Consider the following 20095-nt stretch of genomic DNA (forward strand, 5'->3'; position numbering starts at 1 on the left):
TCGAAAACCCAGCAACTGGAACGACTCTCACTCACGTCGCCGACGCCGACCCGGCGACCGGGATGGCCGCGCTCGACGCCGCGGTCCGCCTGGGCCGCCACCGATCCACGCACCCGCAGCGATATTCTGATGGCCACGTTCGGCCTGATCCACGAACGCCCCGAACAGTTCGCGACCCTGATCACCCTAGAAATGGGCAAACCACTCGCCGAAGCGCGCGGCGAGGTCGCCTACGGCGCGGAGTTCTTCCGCTGGTTCGCCGAGGAGGGTGTGCGCTCACCGCTCAGGCGGCGGAACGCACGTTGCGGGTGTCGATGGAACTCGGTGGCAACGCACCATTCGTGGGCCTCGGCCGCGAGGGCGGGGCCGAAGGCCTCGCCGAATACCTGGAGACCAAGTACATCGGCATAGCGTTGTAACCCGCGATTGCCACCGGCGGCGCCGGGTACGCCGGGGACATGTCCCCTGTGATCGACGGACACTCCGTGCTGCCGCGGCCTCGTGGCCCGCTGTCGGCAGCGGTCATGGAGACCCTGACCGGGCAGCCCGGTGATCCCGTGCCGCCTGCCGGTCATGTCGACCCTTACGGCGATGATCTGCATCTGGCCCTACATACCTGCTATGAGCTGCACTATCACGGTTTCGAGGTAGTGGACCCGGGGTGGGAGTGGGATCCCGGACTGCTACGCCTGCGCGCCGAACTCGAGCAGGCATGGTCGGAGGCCCTACACGATGACGTCTCAGGCGGTGACGACCTCGACGGCGAACTGAACTACCTACTCACCGCACCATTGGACGCACCCGGCGTCGCGCAGCACCTGGCCGAGCACCATGACTGGACCCAGCTGCGCGAATATTTCGTGCACCGCTCCATCTACCACCACAAGGAAGCCGACCCCTATGCGTGGGTGATTCCGCGCCTGCGTGGCCAGGCCAAGGCGTCGCTGGTTGCGGTGGAGTTCGACGAATTCGGCGGTGGACGCGGCGAGCGAATTCATGCGCAGCTCTATGCCGATCTACTCACCGGTGCCGGTTTGGACCCGGGATACCTGCGCTATCTGGATGCGGTGCCGACCCCGATGATCGCGCTGGTCAACACCATGTCGCTGTTCGGGCTGCATCGGAAATGGCGTGGCGCCCTTGTCGGTCATTTCGCCACCGTGGAGATCACCTCCCCGCCCGCCTCAGCGCGTCTGGTCGAGATCTTGGAGCAGATGGGCGCCGATCCGGCCTGCGTGCTGTTCTACCGCGAGCACGTCGAGGCCGACGCGGTACACGAACAGGTCATGCGACACGGCGTCATCGGTGATCTGGCGGCTCGTGAACCCGCGCTGGTTCCGTCGATCGTGTTCGGTATCCAGGCAACGAATCTGTTGGAGGACCGCTTCGGTGATTATGTGGTCGATTGCTGGCGGGCCGGGCGCAGTTCCCTGCTCGATCCGTCCGTGCTCCCGACGCAACCCGACGACCAGCACGAATGACTCGCCGCAAACGGGATATGCCCTCCACATGAGACTCATTTGCACCCCCGGCGTCTATCGCCCGCAGGCCGACTCGTGGTTGCTCGCGCGCGCGATGACCGAGGCCGGGCTCGCGCCGGGTGGCCGGGTGCTCGATCTGTGCACCGGCACCGGTGCCGTCGCGATCAAAGCGGCCCAATCCGGTGCCGCGACGGTCACCGCCGTCGATATCTCGCTGGCCGCGCTGATGTCGGCCTGGATGAATGTGCGGCTGCGCCGACTCGCAGTCGAGCTGGTGCACGGAGATTTCCGCACCGTGATGCACAACCGCCGTTTCGATGTGGTGCTGGCGAACCCGCCGTATGTGCCCGTCGCGGACGGCGTCCGCACCCGCGGTGGCGCCCGCGCGTGGGATGCGGGGCAGCGCGGCCGGGCCTTGCTCGACCCGCTGTGCGCCCGGTTGCCGGGCCTGCTCGACCACAATGGCGTCGCGTTGCTCGTCCAGTCGGCGGTCAGTGGACCGCACATCACGGTGTCGAGGTTGCGCGCGAGCGGGCTGAAAGCGGCGGTGGTGGCGCGGACCCGGATTCCGTTCGGGCCGGTCATGCGGTCGCGGGCGCGCTGGCTGGCCGCCGAAGGTCTCATCGAAGCAGGGCAACGACATGAAGAGTTGGTGGTGATCCGTGCCGACCGAACCCAACCCTGAACCGACGTGCCTGCGGTTCACCGAGGACGGGCCCCTTCTCGTCGAAGGTCCCGTCGAGCTGGTCACCGCCGATGGGTGCACCGTGCGCTCGGACAGATTTCAGGTCGCGATCTGCTTGTGCCGTCGCTCGAAGTGCTATCCGCTCTGCGATACGAGCCATCGCAGGCATCGCCGCGAATAAACCAGGCAAGCCCGTGGCCTCCTGGTGATGCGAACCCGCGTCCACCGAGTTGATGGCGAGCGAAGCCGCATATCTGTGTGCTGGAGGTGTGTCAGGTTTCCGCTGTCGGCGGCGGTGTTCTCGGGTCGACGCGACATCGTCGGCGCGCTGATCACCGAGGAGCACTGCCCGTCCCGATGTCCGCTGTGGCTCTCGGACTCGAGACTCCGTCGAGCGGGTCGGCCGTCGACCCCATTGTCGAACGGCGAGATCCCACCGGCATCGCAGAGGATTCCATCGGATCCGTCCTCGCCCGGCAAACCGCAATGTCCGGCGGCCGGACCCACTGTACAACAACGGAATGCCCCCGATAATTCCTCCGAAACCGCTGTGGGGCAGGAAGTTCAGCGGCGTCGGGCCGCAGACATCCGGCGGTTGCGATCCTCGATGGCGTCGACGAGTTCGCCCTGGTCATCCGCCGGCGGCCAGTGATCTCGAGCCGACCTGCGACGTTGAGCAGATGCTTCTTCGGCGCGTTCGCGTTGACTCCACCCGCCGATTCGCCGGGTTGGGCCCGCCGCTCTGATCTCGCCCATCCGTGGGGCCGCGGCACTCCCTGGGCTATCGCAGGCCTCCCTGCTGGGTTTCGGCGCCAAGCCGCGCGACAATGGGCGGACAGCTCCGATATCGGGCGCGCACCCGGTGCACCGCCACCGAACCCGGAGGTTGTGCCCCGCCGGGCCCGCGCGACCCGCTGCGACAACTGAATGACCTGGACCGCGCCGGGTACGCCGCAATCAGGTCCCACGCGGGCCGTCGCGGGTGAATCAGAGGAAGTCATGTCGGTACGTCGCACACATCCAGGGGGGAGCCCCCGGCCGCGGCGTCAGGGCAACCGGCGTGGCAATACCGGCGCGGGCGCCGACCACGACGTCTGGAACTGGCACGCCCGAGCCGAAACCCCGACCCAACGGCTGGACCGGAACTGGGCGCATCTGCTGCAGGAGCTGCGTGTACTACAGACCGGCGTGCAGTTGCTGACGGGTTTTCTGATGATCCTGCCGTTCCAACCCGCGTTCGACTCGCTCGACGGGGGGATGCGCGGGGTGTATCTGGTCACGGCGGGTGCTGCGGTCGGCGGGACGATATTCCTGGTGGCGCCGGTTTCCTGGCACCGGCTGCTGTTCCGCAGGCACCGCCTGCAGACCATCGTGACCGCGGCGCATCGGTTCACGCTGGCGGGTCTGGCATTGCTGGGCGTCGCCATGTGCGGGGTCACCACCCTGATCGTCGATGTGGTCGTCGGGCCGGTGGTCGCCATGATCACCGGGGCCGCGACGGCGGTCGTGTTCGTCGTGGTGTGGTTGGTGGCGCCGATGCGCCGCCGCCTCAGCGCTACGCGCGGCGCCGCACCCCGACGGCACCGGTAGACGGCGCCGGACCCGGCGCCCACGCCGGCCTCCGGGCGAGAGCCGGTTCCGGACGTGGCGACGCCGGGTCCGGTCGGACGGTCTCACCTGCGCAGACGAACCGGTTGTCGTGCGGCGCGACTCGACTCGGGCGCATGACCTGGCGCGATGCGGGTAGACCGGCCTTATGCGTGCGCTCACGGTGGATCCGGCAACGGCGGGATCGCTGCGCCTCAGCGACCTGCCCGATCCCGAACCAGGTTCGGGTGAAATGCTCGTCGACGGACTCGCGGTCGGTGTCTGCGGTACCGACCGGGAGATCGTCGGCGCCGCCTATGGCCGGCCACCGCCGGGCCGCGACCGGCTGGTCCTCGGTCACGAATCACTGGGCCGGGTCCGTACCGCACCCGAAGGCAGCGATTTCGCACCCGGCGACCTCGTCGTCGGTGTGGTGCGCCGTCCGGATCCGGTGCCGTGCGGGGCGTGTGCGCGCGGCGAGTTCGACAACTGCCGCAATGGCCGTTACACCGAACGCGGCATCAAAGAGCTGGACGGGTACGCCGCCGAACAGTGGTGCGTGGCGCCCGAATACGCGGTCACGCTGGACCCGCGGCTGGCTCGGGTCGGTGTGCTGCTGGAACCGACCAGCGTGGTCACCAAGGCCTGGGAGCAGATCGAACGCGTCGGTGAACGTGGCTGGTTCGAGCCCGCTCGCGTGCTGGTGACCGGCGCCGGGCCGATCGGGTTGCTCGCCGCCTTGCTCGGCTGCCAACGCGGACTCGACGTCCACGTACTCGACCGGGTCGAGGACGGCGCCAAACCCCGCCTTGCCCGCGACCTCGGCGCCACCTACCACCACGGTGACGCCGGTGCGGTCGCCGAGCGGCTACGACCCGATGTCGTGGTGGAGGCGACCGGTGCCGATGAGGTGGTCTTCGCCGCCATGGGGAAAACCGCACCGTTCGGCGTGGTGTGCCTGACCGGCGTCTCCCCGACGGGCCGATTGATCGACGTGGACGCGGGAGCGGTGAACCGGGAAATCGTGCTGGAGAACGACGTCGTCGTCGGATCGGTCAACGCCAACCTGCGCCACTACCGCCTCGCCGCAGACGCCCTGGCCGCCGCGGACAACGCCTGGTTGGACAGGCTCATCACCCGGCGGCTGCCGTTGTCGTCATTCGCCGATGCTTTCACCCGCGGCCCCGATGACGTGAAGGTCGTCATCACCCTCGACGAGCACGACGGCTGAGATATGACACGCCGATGGGCTGGCGCCCGGCCCTATCTGGACACCGCTGATCCCCTCGACGATGCAGGTAGAGAAGGTCACCGCCTTCGGCGACGACGTCCCCTCGGCCGCGCGGGCCGGCCCGCCGAATTGGCCCCCGCGTATGTCTTACTCGCCTTTGACGACGGCAGCCACATCTCCGGCGCCCGCCTCGCCGTCACCGGCGGCAGGCCCATCCTGTGATGTCGCGTACCGGCGGCTACACCACCTGCTGATTCGGCTCACCGGTAGCGGTCGGTAGTAGGCGGCGCAGCACATCGGTGATGGTGATCAGCCCGGCCGGGGCCTCGGCGTCGATCACCACCGCGAGGTGGGTGCGGGTCTCGCGCATCGTGCGCAACGCCTCGTAGATGGGTGTCGACGCGGTCAGCGTGAGCACCGGACGCATCATCTCGGCGGCCGTGGCTTCCGGTGCGGCCGTGAGGCTGTCGCGCACATGGACGACACCGCGGAATCCGTGGCCGTCACGCACGAGCAACCGGAGATGGCCCGTAGCGCGGGAGACCGCCTGGATCGCGTCTCGGTGCGCGTCAGGGGCCACGGCGTCCGGAGAATTGTCCGGACGCATCAGGTCGCCGACGGTGAGCTGCTCCAGCTCCAGCGCGCTGATCAGATTGCCGTGGTAGCGCTCGTCGAGCGTCCCCGCAGTGGCCGAATGCTCGACCAGGTGACGCAGCGCCACCGGGTCCTGACCGGATTCCACCTCGTCGACCGGCGTCACGCCGACCCGGCGCAGGCACCAGTTCGCCATCTGGTTCAACAGTTTCAGCAATGGCCGGGTCACCGCCATGAACGCACGCATCGGGATCGCCAGCATGGTGGCGGATCGCTCCGGGTGCGCGATCGCCCACGACTTGGGTGCCATCTCCCCGACGACCAAGTGCAGGAAAGTGACGATCACCAGCGCCAGCACGAATCCGGCGACATCGGCCGCCCACAACGGCGCGCCGATTCGCTCGAACAGCGGGGTGAGCCAATGGTGCACTGCGGGTTTGGTGATCGCACCGAGCGCAAGCGTGCACACGGTGATGCCGAGCTGCGAACCCGCCAGCAGCACCGACAGTTCCGAGGAACTCCGCAGTGCGGCACGAGCCGCCGGGCTGGTGGCGGCGGCATCCTCGAGGCGGTGCCGTCGCGCGGCGATCAGTGCGAATTCGACCGCGACGAAGAAGGCGCTGGCCCCGATCAACCCGATCGTGATCGCCGCGACAACCCCCGGGTTACTCATTGCCGACCTGCTCGTGTTCGGTGCGAAGACTCAGGAACACGGAGGCGGGCACGTGGTTGGCCACGGTTCTGACCTCCGTGTCCAGGATGCGCGCGGATGGTGGGTGTTCGGCGATGTAGTCGGCGCCACTCGGGTCGAGCTCGATCGCGACCCGTACACCGGCGTCAGGCAACCCGCCGAACACGGAGATGACGAGCCCGGCAATGGTTTCGTAGTCCCCGGCGGGCAGCTCGATGTCGAGGACGCGTTCGATTTCGTCCAGGTGCACGTCACCGGCGACGAGCCACCCATCACCCTCGGCGACGATGTCGGTGTCGGGTCCGGTGTCGTGTTCGTCGGCGATCTCACCGACCAGTTCTTCGGCGATGTCCTCGATCGTGACGATGCCCGCGAAGCCGCCGTATTCGTCGACGACGAGCGCCATCTCGTCACCGGCCGCATCCAACTGGGCGACGACCTCGGGCAGTGCCAAGGATCCGGGAACGACGACGGCCTCGCGCAGGTGCTCGCCTGCTGTGCCCTCGATCGGGCCGTCGAGCAGATCGTGCAGGTGGATGACGCCGCGCAGGTCGTCGCTCGATGAGCCGATGACCGGGTAGCGGGTGTGTCCGGTGCCCATACGTGTGAGCACCTCCTCGACGGGATCGTCGACGTGCACGGTGTCGACGCGAGCACGCGCGATCATGGCGTGCTCGGCGTCGGCGGTCGGGAAGTCCAGAATCCGGTCCAGCAGCGTCGACAGTTCTCGCGGCAGTTCCCCCGCATCGCGGGAGCTGGCGACGATGTGTTCGAGGTCGCGCGGTGTGGCCGAATGTTCCACGTCGTGCACCGGTTCTATCCGCAGGGCACGGAGCAGCAGGTTCGACGACTGGTCGAACAGCCAGATCAGCCAGCCGAAAAGCTTCAGATAGACCGTCGTCGAGGTGGCCAGCCATCGGGCCACGGGTTCGGGCCTGGCGATGGCGAGGTTCTTCGGGAAGAGTTCGCCGAAGACCATTTGCACGAGGGTGGAAAACGCGATCGCCAGCACGGCACCGACCGCGATGCCGACGCCGGAGGGCACGCCGACGCCGCCGAGCAGCTCACCCAGACCGCGGCCGATCAGCGGTTCGGCGACATAACCCACCAGCAGTCCGGTGACGGTGATGCCGAGCTGTGCGCCGGAGAGCATGAACGAGGTGCGCCGAGTGACGCCGAGCGCTCGTCGCGCAGGCTTGTCGCCCGCCTCGGCGCGGGCCTTCAATCGGGACCGGTCGACCGCCATGTAGGCGAATTCTTGGGCGACGAAGTAGCCGGTCAGCGCGGTGATGAGCAGAACGACGAGGATGCCGAGCGCAATGCTCGCGGCGGTCAGCACGAGGGCTCACCGCTATCCAACTGGGCAGGGGGCGAGCCGGGTTGTCGGCAGATGCGCGATGCGCGTTTCATATGTCTCTCCGTGCGTGGAACGACAGAACAGAGCGAAGCGCCCGATCGGTTCGACAACGAGACCGCCGACGGGTGACCAACGATATCGGCGCGCCGGCCGAATGCGCGCGATCGACGCGACGCGGTTCGGTCGCTGGTTCAGCGTCGTTCGCTCAGATGAGGGATCCGCGGCATCGATGATTCGTGCGGAGGCCGCGAATGATGTTCAGTACCGCACAGTTTCCTCGACGTCCGCGGTTTCGGCGTCGGCCCCTGTGTCCGCCTTGCTCGCCAGCATCCGCTTTCCGACCTCGATGACGATCGGCAGCACCGACACTGCCACGACCAGCAGGAAGATGAGGTCGATATTCTCGCGCACCACCGCGATTTGCCCGAGCAGATAGCCAAGGAAGGTGACGCCCGAACCCCACAGCACGCCGCCGATGACGTTGTAGACGACGAAGATCGAATAGCGCATACCGGACGCGCCCGCGACGACCGGCGCGAAAGTCCGCACGATGGGGACGAATCGGGCCAGCACGATGGTGATCGGGCCGTGCTTTTCGAAGAATTCGTGCGACTCGTCGATGTACTTCTTCTTGAAGAATCGAGCGTCATTGTTCTTGAACAAGGCGGTGCCGCCGCGCGATCCGATCAGATAACCCACCTGATCACCAGCGATGGCGGCCAGCGGAATCAGGATCAGCAGCAACCAGATCGGCGCGAACGGCTCGATCTCGGTGGATTTCGATGCCGCGATGAGCCCGGCGGTGAACAGCAGCGAATCGCCCGGCAGCAGCGGGAACAGCAACCCGGATTCGATGAAGACGACGGCGAGCAGGCCGACGAGCATCCAGGTACCGAAGGAATTCAGCAGGTTCACCGGGTCGAGGAATCCGGGCAGCAACGCCAGGTGGGTGATCGACTCGGCCGAGAGATAAGTGGTCATCGCGGTCCCACAGTAACACGCGCAACTGTACGGTTTGGGTACCGCGTGACGCTCCTCGCAGGCCGGTCCCGGCAAGCGCTGTATCGTTTCACCGCCGCGCGAAAGGAGGGCCCATGACCGACACCCTGGTCAGGATCGGCGAATTGGCCACCCGTGCGGGTGTCAGCAACCGAACCATCGACTACTACACCAGCCTCGGCCTACTCACCCCCGCCGAACGCACCGCGGGCGGCTACCGCCTCTACCAGCCCGGCGACGTCGACCGCATCCACCTCATCCAGCGCCTCGAAGCCCAGGGCATCCCCCTCGAAGAGATCGCCACCGCCCTCAATGCCCGCCCCGGCGACACCGGCAAAGCCCTCGCCCAGATCGACGGCGACCTGAAGAACCTCCAGACCGCCGCCGAAACCGCCCCTGCCGAAATCCAGGGCCTGCTCAATGTGATCGCCGCGCGGGTGCACTCGCTGGTTTCCGTCGCCCTCCAGATCCCGCCTGATCTGCCGATGCTTTGAGCTCATACGCGTCAGAACATTCGGCGCGGTCGGAGCCGGCACCAGCGAGTGGCCGTTATCGGTGCAGCAAATGACCAGGAGGGGTCGCCGGTGCGTATCTCGGCGGATCGACGTCACGCAATCTCCCCAGCCGGCGCCCTCACAACTGTTGCATACTGAGCTGCCGACGATGGTGGTCGTAGTGCCGTCCGGGATAGCGGTAGATGTCGGCGAGGGTCATGTAGTCGAGGAAGTAGGGGTCCCAGCGGGTCGGGTAGTGCATTCCCCGCCGGAGATCGGCGTCGTCTTCGCGGGCGAGCGAACGCTGTAGCGAGGCGATTACCCGGTCGAGCTGAGCAGCCATGCGCCTGCGGTTGTACACCCGAGTGGCCATACACGAGCCGTAGTAGTTGATCAGGTGAAATGGCGTCGTGACGAAGTCGAGCAGGCGTGCGAACGCCCGACCCACCCCGTCGGGCAGGCGACCGAAGATCCGCACCAGGATCAGCAGGCGCCGTACGACCATGTAGCCGAACACCATATGGAACAGCAGCTGCTCATTGGTCCACCGCGTCCCGGACGACGGCCGATCCCATTCGTCGTCCCCCATTCCAGCGACCAACTCGTGAAAGTCGGCTCGCGCCCGCTCTAGGTCGACGGCAAGCGCCGACCGGTCGATTGCCGAATCCGGCATGACGCCCTCGATCCGATCCGATGTCACCCCCGCTGTCATCGTCCCACCGCGGCGCCGACGTCTGCCAGGCAACTTTCGGCTTTGAGCCCCCCGAGGAAGGATCAGAACACCGACCGGAAATGCTCGACGGTCGGGAACGGATCGTAGAAGTGGTGCAGGAGCGCCTTCCACCGCTGGTATTCCGGCGACTGACGGAAGCCGACGGTGTGGTTTTCGAGGGTGTCCCATTCGACGAGGAGCAAGTAGGTGCTGGGGGACTCGATCGAGCGGGAGAGCGTGAGCTTCCGGAATCCGGGCATCGCCGCGATGATCGCGCGGGCTTCGGCGAAGGCGGTTTCGAAGTCGGCCTCGCGGCCGGAGACGACGTTCAAGAGTGCGTGCTCGGTGATCACCTCGAGCATCCTCGCAGGTCGGGTGGCCGTCGAGCGAACCAGCGGGCGGGGCGACGGCTGGGATTCGCCGGCATCTGAGGATCAGCGCCTGGTCCGTCATCGCGACGATGTCGCACCCCGGGGTCACCGTGAACGTGCACGACCCGGGTTTGCCCCTTGATTCGATAGCTGTCAATATCGATGCATGTCGAAGTCGGAGCTGGAGTTGATTCCGGAGCAGGCGTGCATCGGGGCGCCGTTGACGCGGGAACCGTTGGGCGCCGAATCCGCGGCCGAGTTGGCTGCGGTGTTCAAGGCGTTGTCGGATCCGGTGCGGTTGCGGCTGCTGAGCAGCATCGCCAGTCGCGCGGGTCAGGAGGCGTGCGTCTGCGACCTGTCCGAGGGCATCGACTTGAGCCAGCCGACGATCTCCCATCACCTCAAGGTGCTGCGTGAGGCCGGGCTGCTCGACAGTGAACGTCGTGCGTCGTGGGTGTACTACCGCGTTGTGCCCGATGCTTTGCAGCGGCTGTCGGATGTTCTCTTGGTCGAGAGCGGCGCGGCGGGGGTTCACGCGTGAGCGTCACTACCGAGACCCCGACGCCGGTCGTCGGCAAACTGTCCACCCTCGACCGGTTCCTGCCGGTGTGGATCGGTGCGGCGATGGTCGCGGGGCTCCTGCTCGGTCGGACGATCCCCGGCCTGGATGACGCGCTCAGCGCGGTGGAGATCGACGGGATCTCGCTACCGATCGCGCTCGGCCTGCTGATCATGATGTACCCGGTGCTGGCGAAGGTCCGCTACGACCGCCTCGACACCGTCACCGGCGACCGCAAACTCCTCATCGGCTCCCTGGTCCTGAACTGGGTGCTCGGCCCCGCACTGATGTTCGCGCTGGCCTGGCTGCTGCTCCCGGATCTGCCGGAGTACCGGACCGGATTGATCATCGTCGGACTCGCTCGTTGCATCGCGATGGTCATCATCTGGAACGACCTCGCCTGCGGTGACCGAGAAGCCGCCGCCGTCCTCGTCGCGCTGAACTCGATCTTCCAGGTGATCATGTTCGCCGTCCTCGGCTGGTTCTACCTGTCGGTGCTGCCCGGCCGGCTCGGCCTCGAACAAACCACCATCGACACCTCGCCCTGGCAGATCGCGAAATCCGTCCTGATCTTCCTCGGCATCCCCCTGCTCGCCGGTTTCCTGACCCGGCACTTCGGCGAAAAGGCCAAGGGCCGTTCGTGGTACGAATCCACCCTGATTCCCAGGATCGGGCCGTTGGCGCTATACGGACTGCTGTTCACGATCGTCATCCTGTTCGCCTTGCAAGGCGAACAGATCACCTCCCGACCGCTGGACGTCGTCCGCATCGCCATCCCACTGCTGGCCTACTTCGCAATCATGTGGGGCGGAGGCTACCTACTCGGCGCCGTCATGGGCCTGGGCTACGAACGCACCACCACCCTCGCCTTCACCGCCGCGGGCAACAATTTCGAACTCGCCATCGCCGTCGCCATCGCCACCTACGGGGCGGCCTCCGGGCAAGCGCTCGCAGGTGTGGTCGGGCCGCTCATCGAGGTCCCGGTGCTCGTCGGGCTCGTGTATGTGTCGCTGGCACTGCGGAAACGCTTCACCGGATCCGCCGGGCAAGTGTCGGTTGCGGGCAACGCGCGGAGTTCGTCGTGACGAGATGCCCAGTACCCGGAAGCACCGGTCCCGCCTTAAATCAGCAGGCGCCACAGCTGAGCCGCTCAGACCACCTCGCGGCCGCGTCCGAACCCGGACTAGCTCCTCACCGCTGACCACGCTCCCCCACCGAAAGGTCCACCCGCCATGGCAGACAAACCCAGCGTCCTGTTCGTCTGCGTCCACAACGCGGGCCGCTCCCAGATGGCGGCGGGTTTCCTCACCCACCTCGCCGACAACGCCATCGAAGTCCGCTCGGCAGGCAGCGCCCCCGGCGATTCGATCAACCCCTCCGCAGTCGAGGCCATGGCAGAGCTCGGCATCGACATCTCGGCCCATTCACCGAAGATCCTGACCTACGACGCCGTCGAGTCCTCCGATGTCGTGATCACCATGGGCTGCGGCGACACCTGCCCCGTGTTTCCCGGCAAGAGCTACCGCGACTGGGTGCTCGAGGATCCCGCGGGCAAAGGCGTGGAGTCGGTGCGGCCGATTCGAGACGAGATCAAATCCCGAGTAGAAGCGCTGATCGCCGAATTGCTGTCCGCCGCCCAGACCGAACATGCACCCACACTCGATGAATCGGCCACCGGGGCACAGCAGGCGATGACGAAGTGAGCCGGCGGCGGGTCGCCTGTTGAGCCGGATGTCGGTATCGCGACACAGTATGTCCGCTGGGCCCGTTGTCGCCGCTCGCTCTCACCCATACGGTGCGCGTATGCGAACGATCACCTACCGAGGCAGCGACGGAAATCCCCTGCACGCAACGCTGGTGGGCAACGACGACGCTCCCCCGGTCATGCTTTTGCATGCTGGTGGACCCGACCACGAGAGTATGCTGCCGCTGGCAGCGCTGCTGGCCGAACGCCACTACGTCGTGCTGCCCGATCTGCGTGGTTACGGCCGATCTGTCTGCGCCGATCCGTCGCGGCACACCTGGAGCCAGTACACCGACGACACGCTCCGACTGCTCGACCATCTCGGCCTTCCCACAGCGGTTCTCGGTGGCGCAGGCCTCGGCTCGACGATCACGCTGCGCACCGCAGTACACCATCCCAGCCGTGTCCGCGCGGCGATCCTCATCGGTGTCGAGGACATCGAAGACGACGCAGCCAAAGCCGCCGAGATCCGCTACCTCGACGAATTCGCCGAGCGAGTTGGCGCGGACGGTATCGAGGCAGGCTGGGCGCCGATCCTCGCGAACTTCCCGCCGCTGGTCGGCGACATGGTGCGCGACGCCATCCCCCGCTGCGATCCCGCAAGCATCGTCGCAGCGGCCGCCATCGGACACGACCGCTCGTTCCGGGACGTCACCGAGCTCGCTGCGATCCGCGCACCAACACTGGTGTTCCCCGGCACCGATGCCCGCCACCCGACCGCGCTCGCCGAACAGGTCGCCCGGACGGTCGGCAACGGCCATCTCGCGACCGCGACGATCTCGAACGACTTGCGGACAGCCGAGGACCTCGCTCGTGCCGTGGCCCCGGAAATCACCACGTTTCTCCACGGACCGGACAGCGCTACTCAGCATGCGGCTCAGTGAGCGCCCCCGGGCCGAACTTCCTTTTCACCCATTCGGGTGAGGTCGGCCGGGCGAACCGACGGCGAGCCGGACGATCGCGCGGCTGCGATAGGGGCCCACCACTGAGCACCGTGCACGAGGTACCACGCCACTTGCTCGTCGCGCGCCTCCAGTTGGGCTGACCGGTATCGCACAAAGGACACCGATGTCGGCCGCCGGATCATGCCGGCGGAAAGGGTCGAGCAGGCGGCGTCGCCAGCGGGCGGTGATCCGGTCCACGGCCGAGCAGCTCGGTGTACCAGTCTTCGGCCGCAGCAAGGTCTGCGGTGAGCAATGCGGGGTAGATCTTCTGAACATTCACGTGGGTCTCCTCCTCGCCAGACTCGATGACATCGATCGATGGATCGCAGGGGCTTTTCCCTAACGGTCGAGCCGCTTCGAGCTGAGGTCAAGAGCCAAAAGATTGACGCTGCTGCTCCGATACCCCTGGACGGCTTACAAGCGTAAGCGTACGCTTACGTAAGTGGCTGGTTACGAAAATGCCTGGACCGCGCTCGGCGACCCGAGGCGTCGCCAGATTTTCGAGTGCCTCACCGAGCGGCCACGATCGGTCACCGAGATCGCCGACGGCCTGCCCATCAGTCGCCCGGCGGTCTCCCAGCACCTGCGCGTGCTCGCCGACGCGCGTCTCGTGCGAGCCCGACAAGAGGGCACTCGCCGCATCTACGAGGTCGACCCCGGCGGACTGGCCGCATTGCGGAAGGAGCTGGAAGGGCTCTGGACCAAAGCCCTCGAGAACGTCAAACAGGTTGCCGAAGAGGAATAAGGAGTATCGCGATGACCACGTCCACCGAAACTTCCGTCCGGCTACAGATCGAGGTCGCCGTCCCGGTCGAGCGAGCCTTCGCCGTTTTCACCGAGCAGTTCGACCGGATCAAGCCTCGCGAACACAACATGCTGGCCGTTCCGATCGCTGAGACAGTGTTCGAACCCCGGCCGGGTGGCGCTGTCTACGACCGCGGCGAGGATGGATCGGTATGCCGCTTTGCGCGGGTACTCGCATTCGAGCCACCGCACCGGTTCGTTATCAGCTGGGACATCAGCCCCCAATGGCAGATCGAGACCGACCCCGACCGGTGCAGCGAGGTCGAAGTGCGCTTCGTGGCCGAAGCGCCCGCGCGGACCCGGGTCGAACTCGAGCACCGATACCTGGACCGTCACGGCGACGACTGGCAGAGCGAGCGCGACAGCCTGGGCACCGATGGCGGCTGGCCGCTCTACCTGCAGCGGTTCGCCGAGCTGACTGCGCCATAAGCCGCAAGGCAAACCCTCGCCGGCCAATCCTGGCCACCGACGGGTTCATCACCCGGCCGTCGGGTTGCATCTTGTACCTGGGTACAGGCTTACCGTGGATTCATGATGATTTCGCCTGCTCAAGGGGATTGGGTGCCGGATGCGTGCACCTTGCCGACGGTGGAGCAACCGATCCGCGTTGCGGAGTTCGACCGGTTCTTCGCCGGGTCAGTGCAGCGCGCTCACCGACCGAGCCCGATCCAGCTCGATCTGTTTTTCGAAGCCGACGCCGAGGACGCAGCCCGTGATCTCGCAGCGCGGGAGACGGGCTGCTGCTCGTTCTTCACCTTCGGTTTCGACACCTCCGAGACCGGGCTTGTCATGCATGTCGGGGTTCCCGCCACCTACGTTGAGGTACTGGATGCGTTCGCGATGAGGGTGGATGCCGCGCTCGGCGGTGAACACCGATGAGTGGATTGCGCACCAGCCAGCTCGCGGCCGCAGCGGGCGTGAACGCACAGACTCTGCACTACTACGAACGCCGCGGCCTACTCGCCGAACCGGATCGGTCACTGGGCGGGCACCGGCTGTATCCGGAGCAGTCGGTGACGGTCCTCCGGACAATCAAGGCGGCCCAACGGCTCGGGTTCAGCCTTGACGAAGTCGCCGAGCTGCTCGCTGCACCCCAATCGGGCGGTCGCCGCAACGACACCGGGTTGCACGCCCACGTCGAAGGCAAGCTGGCCGAGGTCGACGCTAGACTTGCCGAGCTGACCGCGACGCGTGGCACCCTGCTCGCGGCGCTGGCGGCAGGTTGCGACGATCTGCTCGAATGCAGCGGACGACCGGCTTGTCCCGTGCCGTTCGACACCACCGACCACTGACGCTACTGAAGATCCACCAGCCATATTCCAGATCGCTTCCAACAGAAGATCCGTGCACGTTGACCAAAGAGGTGAGCGGGATGCGAAAACTCATGTCCAGTGTTGCCACAGTCGGCGCGGTACTCGCCGGTGCTGCTGTCACGGCCGGAACTGCACACGCGAATCCGGCCCCGGCGCCTTCACTCTGCACGATGTATTCCTACCCGGCCTCACTGCTGGTGGCGGTGACCGGTAGCCAGTCCAGTCCGTTGCTGCGGACGGTGATCGAGCTGCAGCCGGTTTTCTGCGGCTGGACGCGCGTCCGCTGATCGATCCCGCTGGGTGCCGCCCACGACTCTAGGCCTGGCCATGAAGTCGGGGTTCAAACGCCCCTGGACCGAAGGTACCGGCAACGACGGAAAGAGCTACTACCTCAACTGATGCCTAGTGCCGCGTCGAGAAGGGCTGACGCCCCGACTGCCCGGCGCTGATCCCGTGCGCCCCAGTCGAAGTCGGTCCATAGCCGCAGAACCAAGGACATTCGACAGCATCCTTCCCAGCAGCCAACTGCTGGCAGGATGAACTGCTATGCGTTTCACCGTGCCCACCATCGTGTTGATGATGGCAGCAGTCCTGCTGACCGGATGTTCACTCTTTCCGCAAGGGCCCGATCAGGACGAGCGTGACAGCTGGTCGCAGGTGATCGAGACGGCCATCGAGGACCTTCCGGGGGTGGCCGACGCGTCGCATAAGTTCCAGTACTTCCCGTACGGCCCCAATTCGTACTACACCTCCAAACTCGATGTTCAGCTCGACGATGACGCCACACCAGCCGAGGCCGCGTCTGTCGTGCGTGTTATGGGCGCCCAGCAGCTTCCGCCGCACTATCAAGGCGACTCGACCTTGGTCACAATCCACCGGATGACAGACTCCTACTTCGGGGGCTGGCGGTTCGGGCAGGACGTGAACGTGGAAGCGAACGCGGCATCCACCTGGACCCGAGTGTCATCGGCCGATACCGGTGCGGAGATTCACTTGTCCACCGGCGGCGACAAAGCGACCGGAGACGCAGACGGAGTGACCCATTCCATCGATGTCCGAGCGGGCTCCGAGGCGGAACCCCACCAGGCCACCGCGGCGATGCGCCGAATCATCCAGGACTTCCCGGAACTGGCATCCAACAACTGGACGGTGTCCCCCACTTATGAGGAGAGCTTGGGCTCGGGTGATAACCACTCGAGACTGGAACCCAGTGTGACTCACCTGGACAGCCGCCCCCGCTTCCCATCCAGTAGCGAACTCGAATTGTGGGAGTGGTTCCTGACCGATCAACCCACCTCGGCAATTGCCTGGCTGTCGGTATACGACCCGGCGGACACGGCAGGCCGCACACTGGACGTCAAGGTGTTCCCGCCCGCCGGAGAGGAATTCAGCGCTGCGCAGGCGGCACAACTCGCCGACCGGCATCTGCGCCACTTGTCCCAGCGCGGTGGCGTGGTCGACTACACCATCATCACCCGCAACAACTTCAGTTTCGCCGTCCTCGTCGGCGGTTGCCCAGAGCCCGGCCGCGAGGTTTCACCGGAGTCGGAGCCCTTTGCGCGTCAGTACGAACGCTGCTAGTCCACCAGCCGAGGATGGCGCGGTGCGGTGAACCGAGGCGACGACGGGTCCCGCGGCGGTTTCAACCGCACGGTACCGGCGTGGACCGCGGCCACCATCGTGTCGAAGCCACGCCAGTGGCGGTGGTGGTGGAGGGCCTGGTCGTCGGTGACGCCGCCTTGGCTGGATTGTTCGCCTTTGTAGCGGACGAAATCCGAGGTGAGTAGGGCGACGTGTTCGCCGTAGGTGTAGTGCATCTCGTCGGCCGCGAGGTTGCTGGAGTGGTTGGCCATGATGTCTTCGGCGTGGCAGTCGATCAGGTATATGTAGAGATCGAGTTGGCCGGCGAGGCGGCCGAGCATGGGTCTGCGACGGGACTCGTAGTGCCGGACCCAGACCGACAGCACCGCGACCGCTGAATGCACCAGTGGATCATCCACAGGATCAACTGCACAGAAGACCCGGAACAACCGGCCCGCGTCCGGAAGTGTCGGACGTACCGCACCGACCGAGACATCAGAACCACCGTCGCCCAGAATGTTCGGTATCGCATCACCGGAGGCGTCGACATCAGTCACCGCCTTGTCGGCTCATCATCGAGAAGCCGCAGATCAATCTTCCCCGCGGGCAGGCACCGGCTCACCGACGCCACCACCATTGCCGCCGACGGCCGGAACTGATCGCGCAGCGGATCAACCCACTGCCGCATCGTGAACGGCCGATCCCCCGGCGACGGCAGCGGAATCTCCCCACCATGCCGATGCACGGCAACCCGCACGCCGTACAACTGGGCAAAGAGGCGATCGGATTCCGGCAGATCCGGCCGAACCAGAAACATCCAGGTCCCCGAACGTGGATGAGACACGATGGGCCCCACCGCGTACCGCCGGCTGAGCAGATCATGGCGCACCGCCTGCCCGAGCACCGCCGTCATCCGTAACGCCCACACCGACCCCGCAGGCATCACAATCCGCCCGGACCCGGGACGAACAACAGCAGCCAAACCACACACCCTGCGGTAGAACTCGCACCGCGACACAGGCGTGTCACCAAAAGCCATGCGCTCCATGAGCAGACCTCGTCAGGTAGTCGGAAAGTGTTGGGTGCGCCCGGCCCGGTGGATGACCGGCACCGGGGACGGGAGTTGCGGAGGGGTTCGGGTTGGCGTCCTCCCTGCCGGGCGCTCCACTAGGAGACCTCACGATCGCCAGCGACCGGAAGCCCGAATCGGATTCCCAAAAAAGACGCCCAAAACCGCTGCACGAGTGCCGATTGGCATGTGACGATGTTCCCCAATCGGGAGTACTCACCCACTCATAAGGGGACCGCATGTCCGACAGGGACAGCAGCATCACCCGTCGCCAGCTCGGCAGGTACTTGCGAGAGGCGCGCGAAGCGATCGGTATGACGCTCGAAGAGGCCGCCGGCCTCATGGAGTGGGGTAAGAGCAGCCTGCAACGAATCGAGAAGGGGCAGAACCAGAAAGTCCGGATCCGCGATCTGGACGGGATGATCGAGATATACGGAATCGGGGACGATCGCGCTGCAGGTCTCAGGGGCCTCGCCCAGCAGGCAGCCGAAAAGTCGTGGTGGCACGAATATGGGGGCGTCATCCCAGACAACTTCAGCGTCTACATGGGCATGGAATCCGCCGCCAAGTGCCTGACTAGCTACCAACCGGACCTGGTGCCCGGCCTGCTGCAAACCAGGGACTATGCGCGAGCCCTCGTCCGCAACGCATTCCCCACAGAGTCCGATGCTGAAATCTCCAGTCGGGTCGAACCCCGGATGCTCCGGCAGAAGTTGGTCACTCGCAGCATCCGTCCCGCCCAACTGGAGGTGATCCTCTTCGAGAGCGCACTCTGCAGAGTCGTCGGTGGGCGCGAAGTCATGGCCGTACAGCTGAGGCACCTCGCAGACGCAGGTACGCGGCCGAACATCACGGTTCGCGTTCTGCCGTTCAGTGCGGGCATGCCCACCGGAGACCAGATCGGCCCATTCGTGATCCTCGAGTTCGACACCGACAGCCAAGGCAATCCGGTCGAGCCAACGATCGTGTACGCCGAGAACTACACCAGCGATATGTACTCCGAAAAAGTCGGTATTGTCGAGCGGTACCAGCAGGCATACGCACTCCTCCGCGACGCAGCGTTGGATGAGGTCGCCAGCAGGAGTTTGTTGCGGAACAAGGCAAGGGAGTACCTGGCGTGAGCGTGGACCTATCTGGAGCCAACTGGTTCAAGAGCAGCCGCAGCGGTGGCGCGAAGGAGTGTGTCGAGGTCGCATTCCTCGACAGCGATGCCGTCGGCGTCCGCGACTCTAAAAACACCACCGGCCCAGCACTCGTCTTCGCTCCGACTGCCTGGGACGAGTTCACTGCGGCCATCCACGCCGGCAAGCTTGGCCGCGGCTGACCATCAGCGCCGAGAGGTTTGCGGAGGCACGGTGAACGTCGACCTAGCCGGGGCGCGGTGGTTCAAGAGTCGCCACAGCGAATCGAACGCCCAGTGCGTGGAAGTTGCCCATCTCGGCGGTGGAATGGTCAGGGTCCGCGACTCCAAGAACCCCACCGGCCCGGCCCTCGTATTCAACCCGGCCGAATGGGACGCCTTCACAACCTGCTTGCGCCACGACGGGCTCGAGCACAGCTAAGCACCACTAAATCCTCCAGACAGCCAAGGGAGCAGCCAGGTGACCAACCAGTACCTCGTCGACCTTTCCGGCGCGGTGTGGCGCAAGAGCACTCGCAGCTCGGCCACCAAGGACTGTGTGGAAGTCGCGTTCCTCGACGGAAATCACGTCGGGGTCCGCGACTCAAAGAACCCCACAGGCCCGGCCCTCGTTTTCCACCCCGCCGAATGGGACGCCTTCACCACCCGCATCCGTCAGGCCGGATTCGACCGCGGCTGAGCAGCACCGGGGCTAGGGTTTGGGGTGATCGCGAGCGTCACTGCGACGTTCGCGACCTC

The 20095-nt window shown here is 66.0% G+C and carries 27 protein-coding genes and 2 pseudogenes; 21 read left to right on the top strand and 8 right to left on the bottom strand.

The window, feature by feature from the left end; genetic code table 11:
* Nucleotides 1-129: 129 nt before the first annotated feature.
* The 7 genes and pseudogenes from ACFXNW_RS22585 to ACFXNW_RS22615 all read left to right on the top strand — a co-directional run.
* Nucleotides 130-216 (top strand): annotated as a pseudogene (locus ACFXNW_RS22585) (hypothetical protein); the annotation flags it as partial.
* Nucleotides 217-458: 242 nt separating this feature from the next.
* Complete coding sequence (locus ACFXNW_RS22590; protein ID WP_379419714.1) at nt 459-1481, top strand: iron-containing redox enzyme family protein; 1023 nt, start codon at nt 459-461, stop codon at nt 1479-1481.
* Between the two features lie 28 nt (nt 1482-1509).
* Nucleotides 1510-2166, top strand: coding sequence for a HemK2/MTQ2 family protein methyltransferase (locus ACFXNW_RS22595; protein ID WP_379419715.1), 657 nt, complete (start codon nt 1510-1512; stop codon nt 2164-2166).
* Nucleotides 2144-2347 carry a CDGSH iron-sulfur domain-containing protein gene (locus tag ACFXNW_RS22600; protein WP_379419716.1) on the top strand — a complete coding sequence of 68 codons (204 nt, stop codon included), beginning with the start codon at nt 2144-2146 and terminating at the stop codon, nt 2345-2347. The genes ACFXNW_RS22595 and ACFXNW_RS22600 overlap by 23 nt, the downstream gene beginning before the upstream one ends.
* Before the next feature lie 818 nt (nt 2348-3165).
* Complete coding sequence (locus tag ACFXNW_RS22605) at nt 3166-3756, top strand: DUF6328 family protein (protein ID WP_379419717.1); 591 nt, start codon at nt 3166-3168, stop codon at nt 3754-3756.
* A gap of 166 nt (nt 3757-3922) precedes the next feature.
* Nucleotides 3923-4984 carry a glucose 1-dehydrogenase gene (locus ACFXNW_RS22610; protein WP_379419718.1) on the top strand — a complete coding sequence of 354 codons (1062 nt, stop codon included), beginning with the start codon at nt 3923-3925 and terminating at the stop codon, nt 4982-4984.
* 13 nt (nt 4985-4997) lie between these two features.
* Nucleotides 4998-5206: pseudogene (locus ACFXNW_RS22615) on the top strand (SDR family oxidoreductase); the annotation flags it as partial.
* Between the two features lie 16 nt (nt 5207-5222).
* On the opposite strand, the gene ACFXNW_RS22620 reads toward ACFXNW_RS22615, so the two are convergent.
* The 3 genes from ACFXNW_RS22620 to ACFXNW_RS22630 form a co-directional block, all read right to left on the bottom strand.
* Nucleotides 5223-6251 carry a hemolysin family protein gene (locus ACFXNW_RS22620; protein WP_379419719.1) on the bottom strand — a complete coding sequence of 343 codons (1029 nt, stop codon included), beginning with the start codon at nt 6249-6251 and terminating at the stop codon, nt 5223-5225.
* Complete coding sequence (locus tag ACFXNW_RS22625) at nt 6244-7608, bottom strand: hemolysin family protein (protein WP_379419720.1); 1365 nt, start codon at nt 7606-7608, stop codon at nt 6244-6246. Before ACFXNW_RS22625 ends, ACFXNW_RS22620 begins: the two co-directional genes overlap by 8 nt.
* Nucleotides 7609-7884: 276 nt before the next feature.
* On the bottom strand, nt 7885-8607 hold the full coding sequence (locus ACFXNW_RS22630) for a VTT domain-containing protein (RefSeq protein ID WP_379419721.1): 723 nt from the start codon (nt 8605-8607) through the stop codon (nt 7885-7887).
* A gap of 113 nt (nt 8608-8720) precedes the next feature.
* Between ACFXNW_RS22630 and ACFXNW_RS22635 the strand changes: the two genes are divergently transcribed.
* On the top strand, nt 8721-9119 hold the full coding sequence (locus tag ACFXNW_RS22635) for a MerR family transcriptional regulator (protein WP_379419722.1): 399 nt from the start codon (nt 8721-8723) through the stop codon (nt 9117-9119).
* A 139-nt stretch (nt 9120-9258) separates the two neighbouring features.
* Here the strand turns inward: ACFXNW_RS22635 and ACFXNW_RS22640 are convergent, their stop codons facing one another.
* Complete coding sequence (locus ACFXNW_RS22640) at nt 9259-9831, bottom strand: DinB family protein (RefSeq protein ID WP_379419723.1); 573 nt, start codon at nt 9829-9831, stop codon at nt 9259-9261.
* A gap of 62 nt (nt 9832-9893) precedes the next feature.
* Nucleotides 9894-10184 carry an antibiotic biosynthesis monooxygenase family protein gene (locus ACFXNW_RS22645; RefSeq protein WP_379419724.1) on the bottom strand — a complete coding sequence of 97 codons (291 nt, stop codon included), beginning with the start codon at nt 10182-10184 and terminating at the stop codon, nt 9894-9896.
* Nucleotides 10185-10368: 184 nt separating this feature from the next.
* On the opposite strand from ACFXNW_RS22645, the gene ACFXNW_RS22650 reads away from it, so the two are divergent.
* The 4 genes from ACFXNW_RS22650 (at nt 10369) to ACFXNW_RS22665 (ending at nt 13389) form a co-directional block, all read left to right on the top strand.
* Nucleotides 10369-10743, top strand: a complete 375-nt coding sequence (locus tag ACFXNW_RS22650) for an ArsR/SmtB family transcription factor (RefSeq protein WP_379419725.1) — start codon at nt 10369-10371, stop codon at nt 10741-10743.
* Entirely contained in the window at nt 10740-11846 is a 1107-nt protein-coding gene (gene arsB / locus ACFXNW_RS22655) for an ACR3 family arsenite efflux transporter (protein ID WP_379419726.1), read from the top strand. Before ACFXNW_RS22650 ends, arsB begins: the two co-directional genes overlap by 4 nt.
* A 147-nt stretch (nt 11847-11993) precedes the next feature.
* Nucleotides 11994-12464, top strand: coding sequence for an arsenate reductase ArsC (locus ACFXNW_RS22660; protein ID WP_379419727.1), 471 nt, complete (start codon nt 11994-11996; stop codon nt 12462-12464).
* 100 nt (nt 12465-12564) lie between these two features.
* Nucleotides 12565-13389, top strand: a complete 825-nt coding sequence (locus ACFXNW_RS22665) for an alpha/beta fold hydrolase (protein WP_379419728.1) — start codon at nt 12565-12567, stop codon at nt 13387-13389.
* Between the two features lie 199 nt (nt 13390-13588).
* Here the strand turns inward: ACFXNW_RS22665 and ACFXNW_RS22670 are convergent, their stop codons facing one another.
* On the bottom strand, nt 13589-13729 hold the full coding sequence (locus tag ACFXNW_RS22670) for a hypothetical protein (RefSeq protein WP_379419729.1): 141 nt from the start codon (nt 13727-13729) through the stop codon (nt 13589-13591).
* Between the two features lie 162 nt (nt 13730-13891).
* Between ACFXNW_RS22670 and ACFXNW_RS22675 the strand changes: the two genes are divergently transcribed.
* From ACFXNW_RS22675 to ACFXNW_RS22695, 5 genes are all read left to right on the top strand, one after another.
* Entirely contained in the window at nt 13892-14194 is a 303-nt protein-coding gene (locus ACFXNW_RS22675) for an ArsR/SmtB family transcription factor (protein ID WP_379419730.1), read from the top strand.
* Nucleotides 14195-14205: 11 nt separating this feature from the next.
* Nucleotides 14206-14682, top strand: coding sequence for an SRPBCC family protein (locus tag ACFXNW_RS22680; RefSeq protein ID WP_379419731.1), 477 nt, complete (start codon nt 14206-14208; stop codon nt 14680-14682).
* Between the two features lie 102 nt (nt 14683-14784).
* Nucleotides 14785-15132 carry a hypothetical protein gene (locus ACFXNW_RS22685; protein ID WP_379419732.1) on the top strand — a complete coding sequence of 116 codons (348 nt, stop codon included), beginning with the start codon at nt 14785-14787 and terminating at the stop codon, nt 15130-15132.
* A complete protein-coding gene (locus ACFXNW_RS22690; protein WP_379419733.1) occupies nt 15129-15545 on the top strand; it encodes a MerR family transcriptional regulator in 417 nt (138 codons plus the stop codon). The genes ACFXNW_RS22685 and ACFXNW_RS22690 overlap by 4 nt, the downstream gene beginning before the upstream one ends.
* 567 nt (nt 15546-16112) lie before the next feature.
* Nucleotides 16113-17147, top strand: a complete 1035-nt coding sequence (locus ACFXNW_RS22695) for a hypothetical protein (RefSeq protein WP_379419734.1) — start codon at nt 16113-16115, stop codon at nt 17145-17147.
* Here the strand turns inward: ACFXNW_RS22695 and ACFXNW_RS22700 are convergent.
* Together ACFXNW_RS22700 and ACFXNW_RS22705 are read right to left on the bottom strand one after the other, a co-directional pair.
* A complete protein-coding gene (locus ACFXNW_RS22700) occupies nt 17144-17704 on the bottom strand; it encodes a hypothetical protein (protein WP_379419735.1) in 561 nt (186 codons plus the stop codon). The genes ACFXNW_RS22695 and ACFXNW_RS22700 overlap by 4 nt on opposite strands.
* Complete coding sequence (locus ACFXNW_RS22705; RefSeq protein ID WP_379419777.1) at nt 17701-18138, bottom strand: DNA-directed RNA polymerase subunit beta; 438 nt, start codon at nt 18136-18138, stop codon at nt 17701-17703. Before ACFXNW_RS22705 ends, ACFXNW_RS22700 begins: the two co-directional genes overlap by 4 nt.
* Before the next feature lie 317 nt (nt 18139-18455).
* On the opposite strand from ACFXNW_RS22705, the gene ACFXNW_RS22710 reads away from it, so the two are divergent.
* From ACFXNW_RS22710 to ACFXNW_RS22725, 4 genes are read left to right on the top strand one after another with little or no spacing between them, the layout of a single operon-like run.
* Nucleotides 18456-19337: a helix-turn-helix domain-containing protein gene (locus ACFXNW_RS22710; RefSeq protein ID WP_379419736.1), complete on the top strand. Its 882-nt coding sequence runs from the start codon at nt 18456-18458 to the stop codon at nt 19335-19337.
* Nucleotides 19334-19540 carry a DUF397 domain-containing protein gene (locus ACFXNW_RS22715; protein WP_379419737.1) on the top strand — a complete coding sequence of 69 codons (207 nt, stop codon included), beginning with the start codon at nt 19334-19336 and terminating at the stop codon, nt 19538-19540. Before ACFXNW_RS22710 ends, ACFXNW_RS22715 begins: the two co-directional genes overlap by 4 nt.
* 31 nt (nt 19541-19571) lie before the next feature.
* Nucleotides 19572-19778: a DUF397 domain-containing protein gene (locus tag ACFXNW_RS22720; RefSeq protein WP_379419738.1), complete on the top strand. Its 207-nt coding sequence runs from the start codon at nt 19572-19574 to the stop codon at nt 19776-19778.
* A gap of 39 nt (nt 19779-19817) precedes the next feature.
* Nucleotides 19818-20036 (top strand): DUF397 domain-containing protein, encoded by a 219-nt coding sequence (locus tag ACFXNW_RS22725; protein ID WP_379419739.1) that lies wholly within the window; start codon nt 19818-19820, stop codon nt 20034-20036.
* Nucleotides 20037-20095: the final 59 nt, after the last annotated feature.

It is taken from the genome of Nocardia sp. NPDC059180 (assembly GCF_042754945.1).
Classification (GTDB): domain Bacteria; phylum Actinomycetota; class Actinomycetes; order Mycobacteriales; family Mycobacteriaceae; genus Nocardia.

Bases quoted from the DNA above. Each gene is read 5' to 3' on its own strand.
- ACFXNW_RS22590 (WP_379419714.1), top strand. From the start codon at position 459: ATGTCCCCTGTGATCGACGGACACTCCGTGCTGCCGCGGCCTCGTGGC.
- ACFXNW_RS22595 (WP_379419715.1), top strand. From the start codon at position 1,510: ATGAGACTCATTTGCACCCCCGGCGTCTATCGCCCGCAGGCCGACTCG.
- ACFXNW_RS22605 (WP_379419717.1), top strand. From the start codon at position 3,166: ATGTCGGTACGTCGCACACATCCAGGGGGGAGCCCCCGGCCGCGGCGT.
- ACFXNW_RS22610 (WP_379419718.1), top strand. From the start codon at position 3,923: ATGCGTGCGCTCACGGTGGATCCGGCAACGGCGGGATCGCTGCGCCTC.
- ACFXNW_RS22620 (WP_379419719.1), bottom strand. From the start codon at position 6,251: ATGAGTAACCCGGGGGTTGTCGCGGCGATCACGATCGGGTTGATCGGG.
- ACFXNW_RS22630 (WP_379419721.1), bottom strand. From the start codon at position 8,607: ATGACCACTTATCTCTCGGCCGAGTCGATCACCCACCTGGCGTTGCTG.
- ACFXNW_RS22635 (WP_379419722.1), top strand. From the start codon at position 8,721: ATGACCGACACCCTGGTCAGGATCGGCGAATTGGCCACCCGTGCGGGT.
- ACFXNW_RS22640 (WP_379419723.1), bottom strand. From the start codon at position 9,831: ATGACAGCGGGGGTGACATCGGATCGGATCGAGGGCGTCATGCCGGAT.
- ACFXNW_RS22650 (WP_379419725.1), top strand. From the start codon at position 10,369: ATGTCGAAGTCGGAGCTGGAGTTGATTCCGGAGCAGGCGTGCATCGGG.
- ACFXNW_RS22660 (WP_379419727.1), top strand. From the start codon at position 11,994: ATGGCAGACAAACCCAGCGTCCTGTTCGTCTGCGTCCACAACGCGGGC.
- ACFXNW_RS22665 (WP_379419728.1), top strand. From the start codon at position 12,565: ATGCGAACGATCACCTACCGAGGCAGCGACGGAAATCCCCTGCACGCA.
- ACFXNW_RS22680 (WP_379419731.1), top strand. From the start codon at position 14,206: ATGACCACGTCCACCGAAACTTCCGTCCGGCTACAGATCGAGGTCGCC.
- ACFXNW_RS22685 (WP_379419732.1), top strand. From the start codon at position 14,785: ATGATGATTTCGCCTGCTCAAGGGGATTGGGTGCCGGATGCGTGCACC.
- ACFXNW_RS22690 (WP_379419733.1), top strand. From the start codon at position 15,129: ATGAGTGGATTGCGCACCAGCCAGCTCGCGGCCGCAGCGGGCGTGAAC.
- ACFXNW_RS22695 (WP_379419734.1), top strand. From the start codon at position 16,113: ATGCGTTTCACCGTGCCCACCATCGTGTTGATGATGGCAGCAGTCCTG.
- ACFXNW_RS22710 (WP_379419736.1), top strand. From the start codon at position 18,456: ATGTCCGACAGGGACAGCAGCATCACCCGTCGCCAGCTCGGCAGGTAC.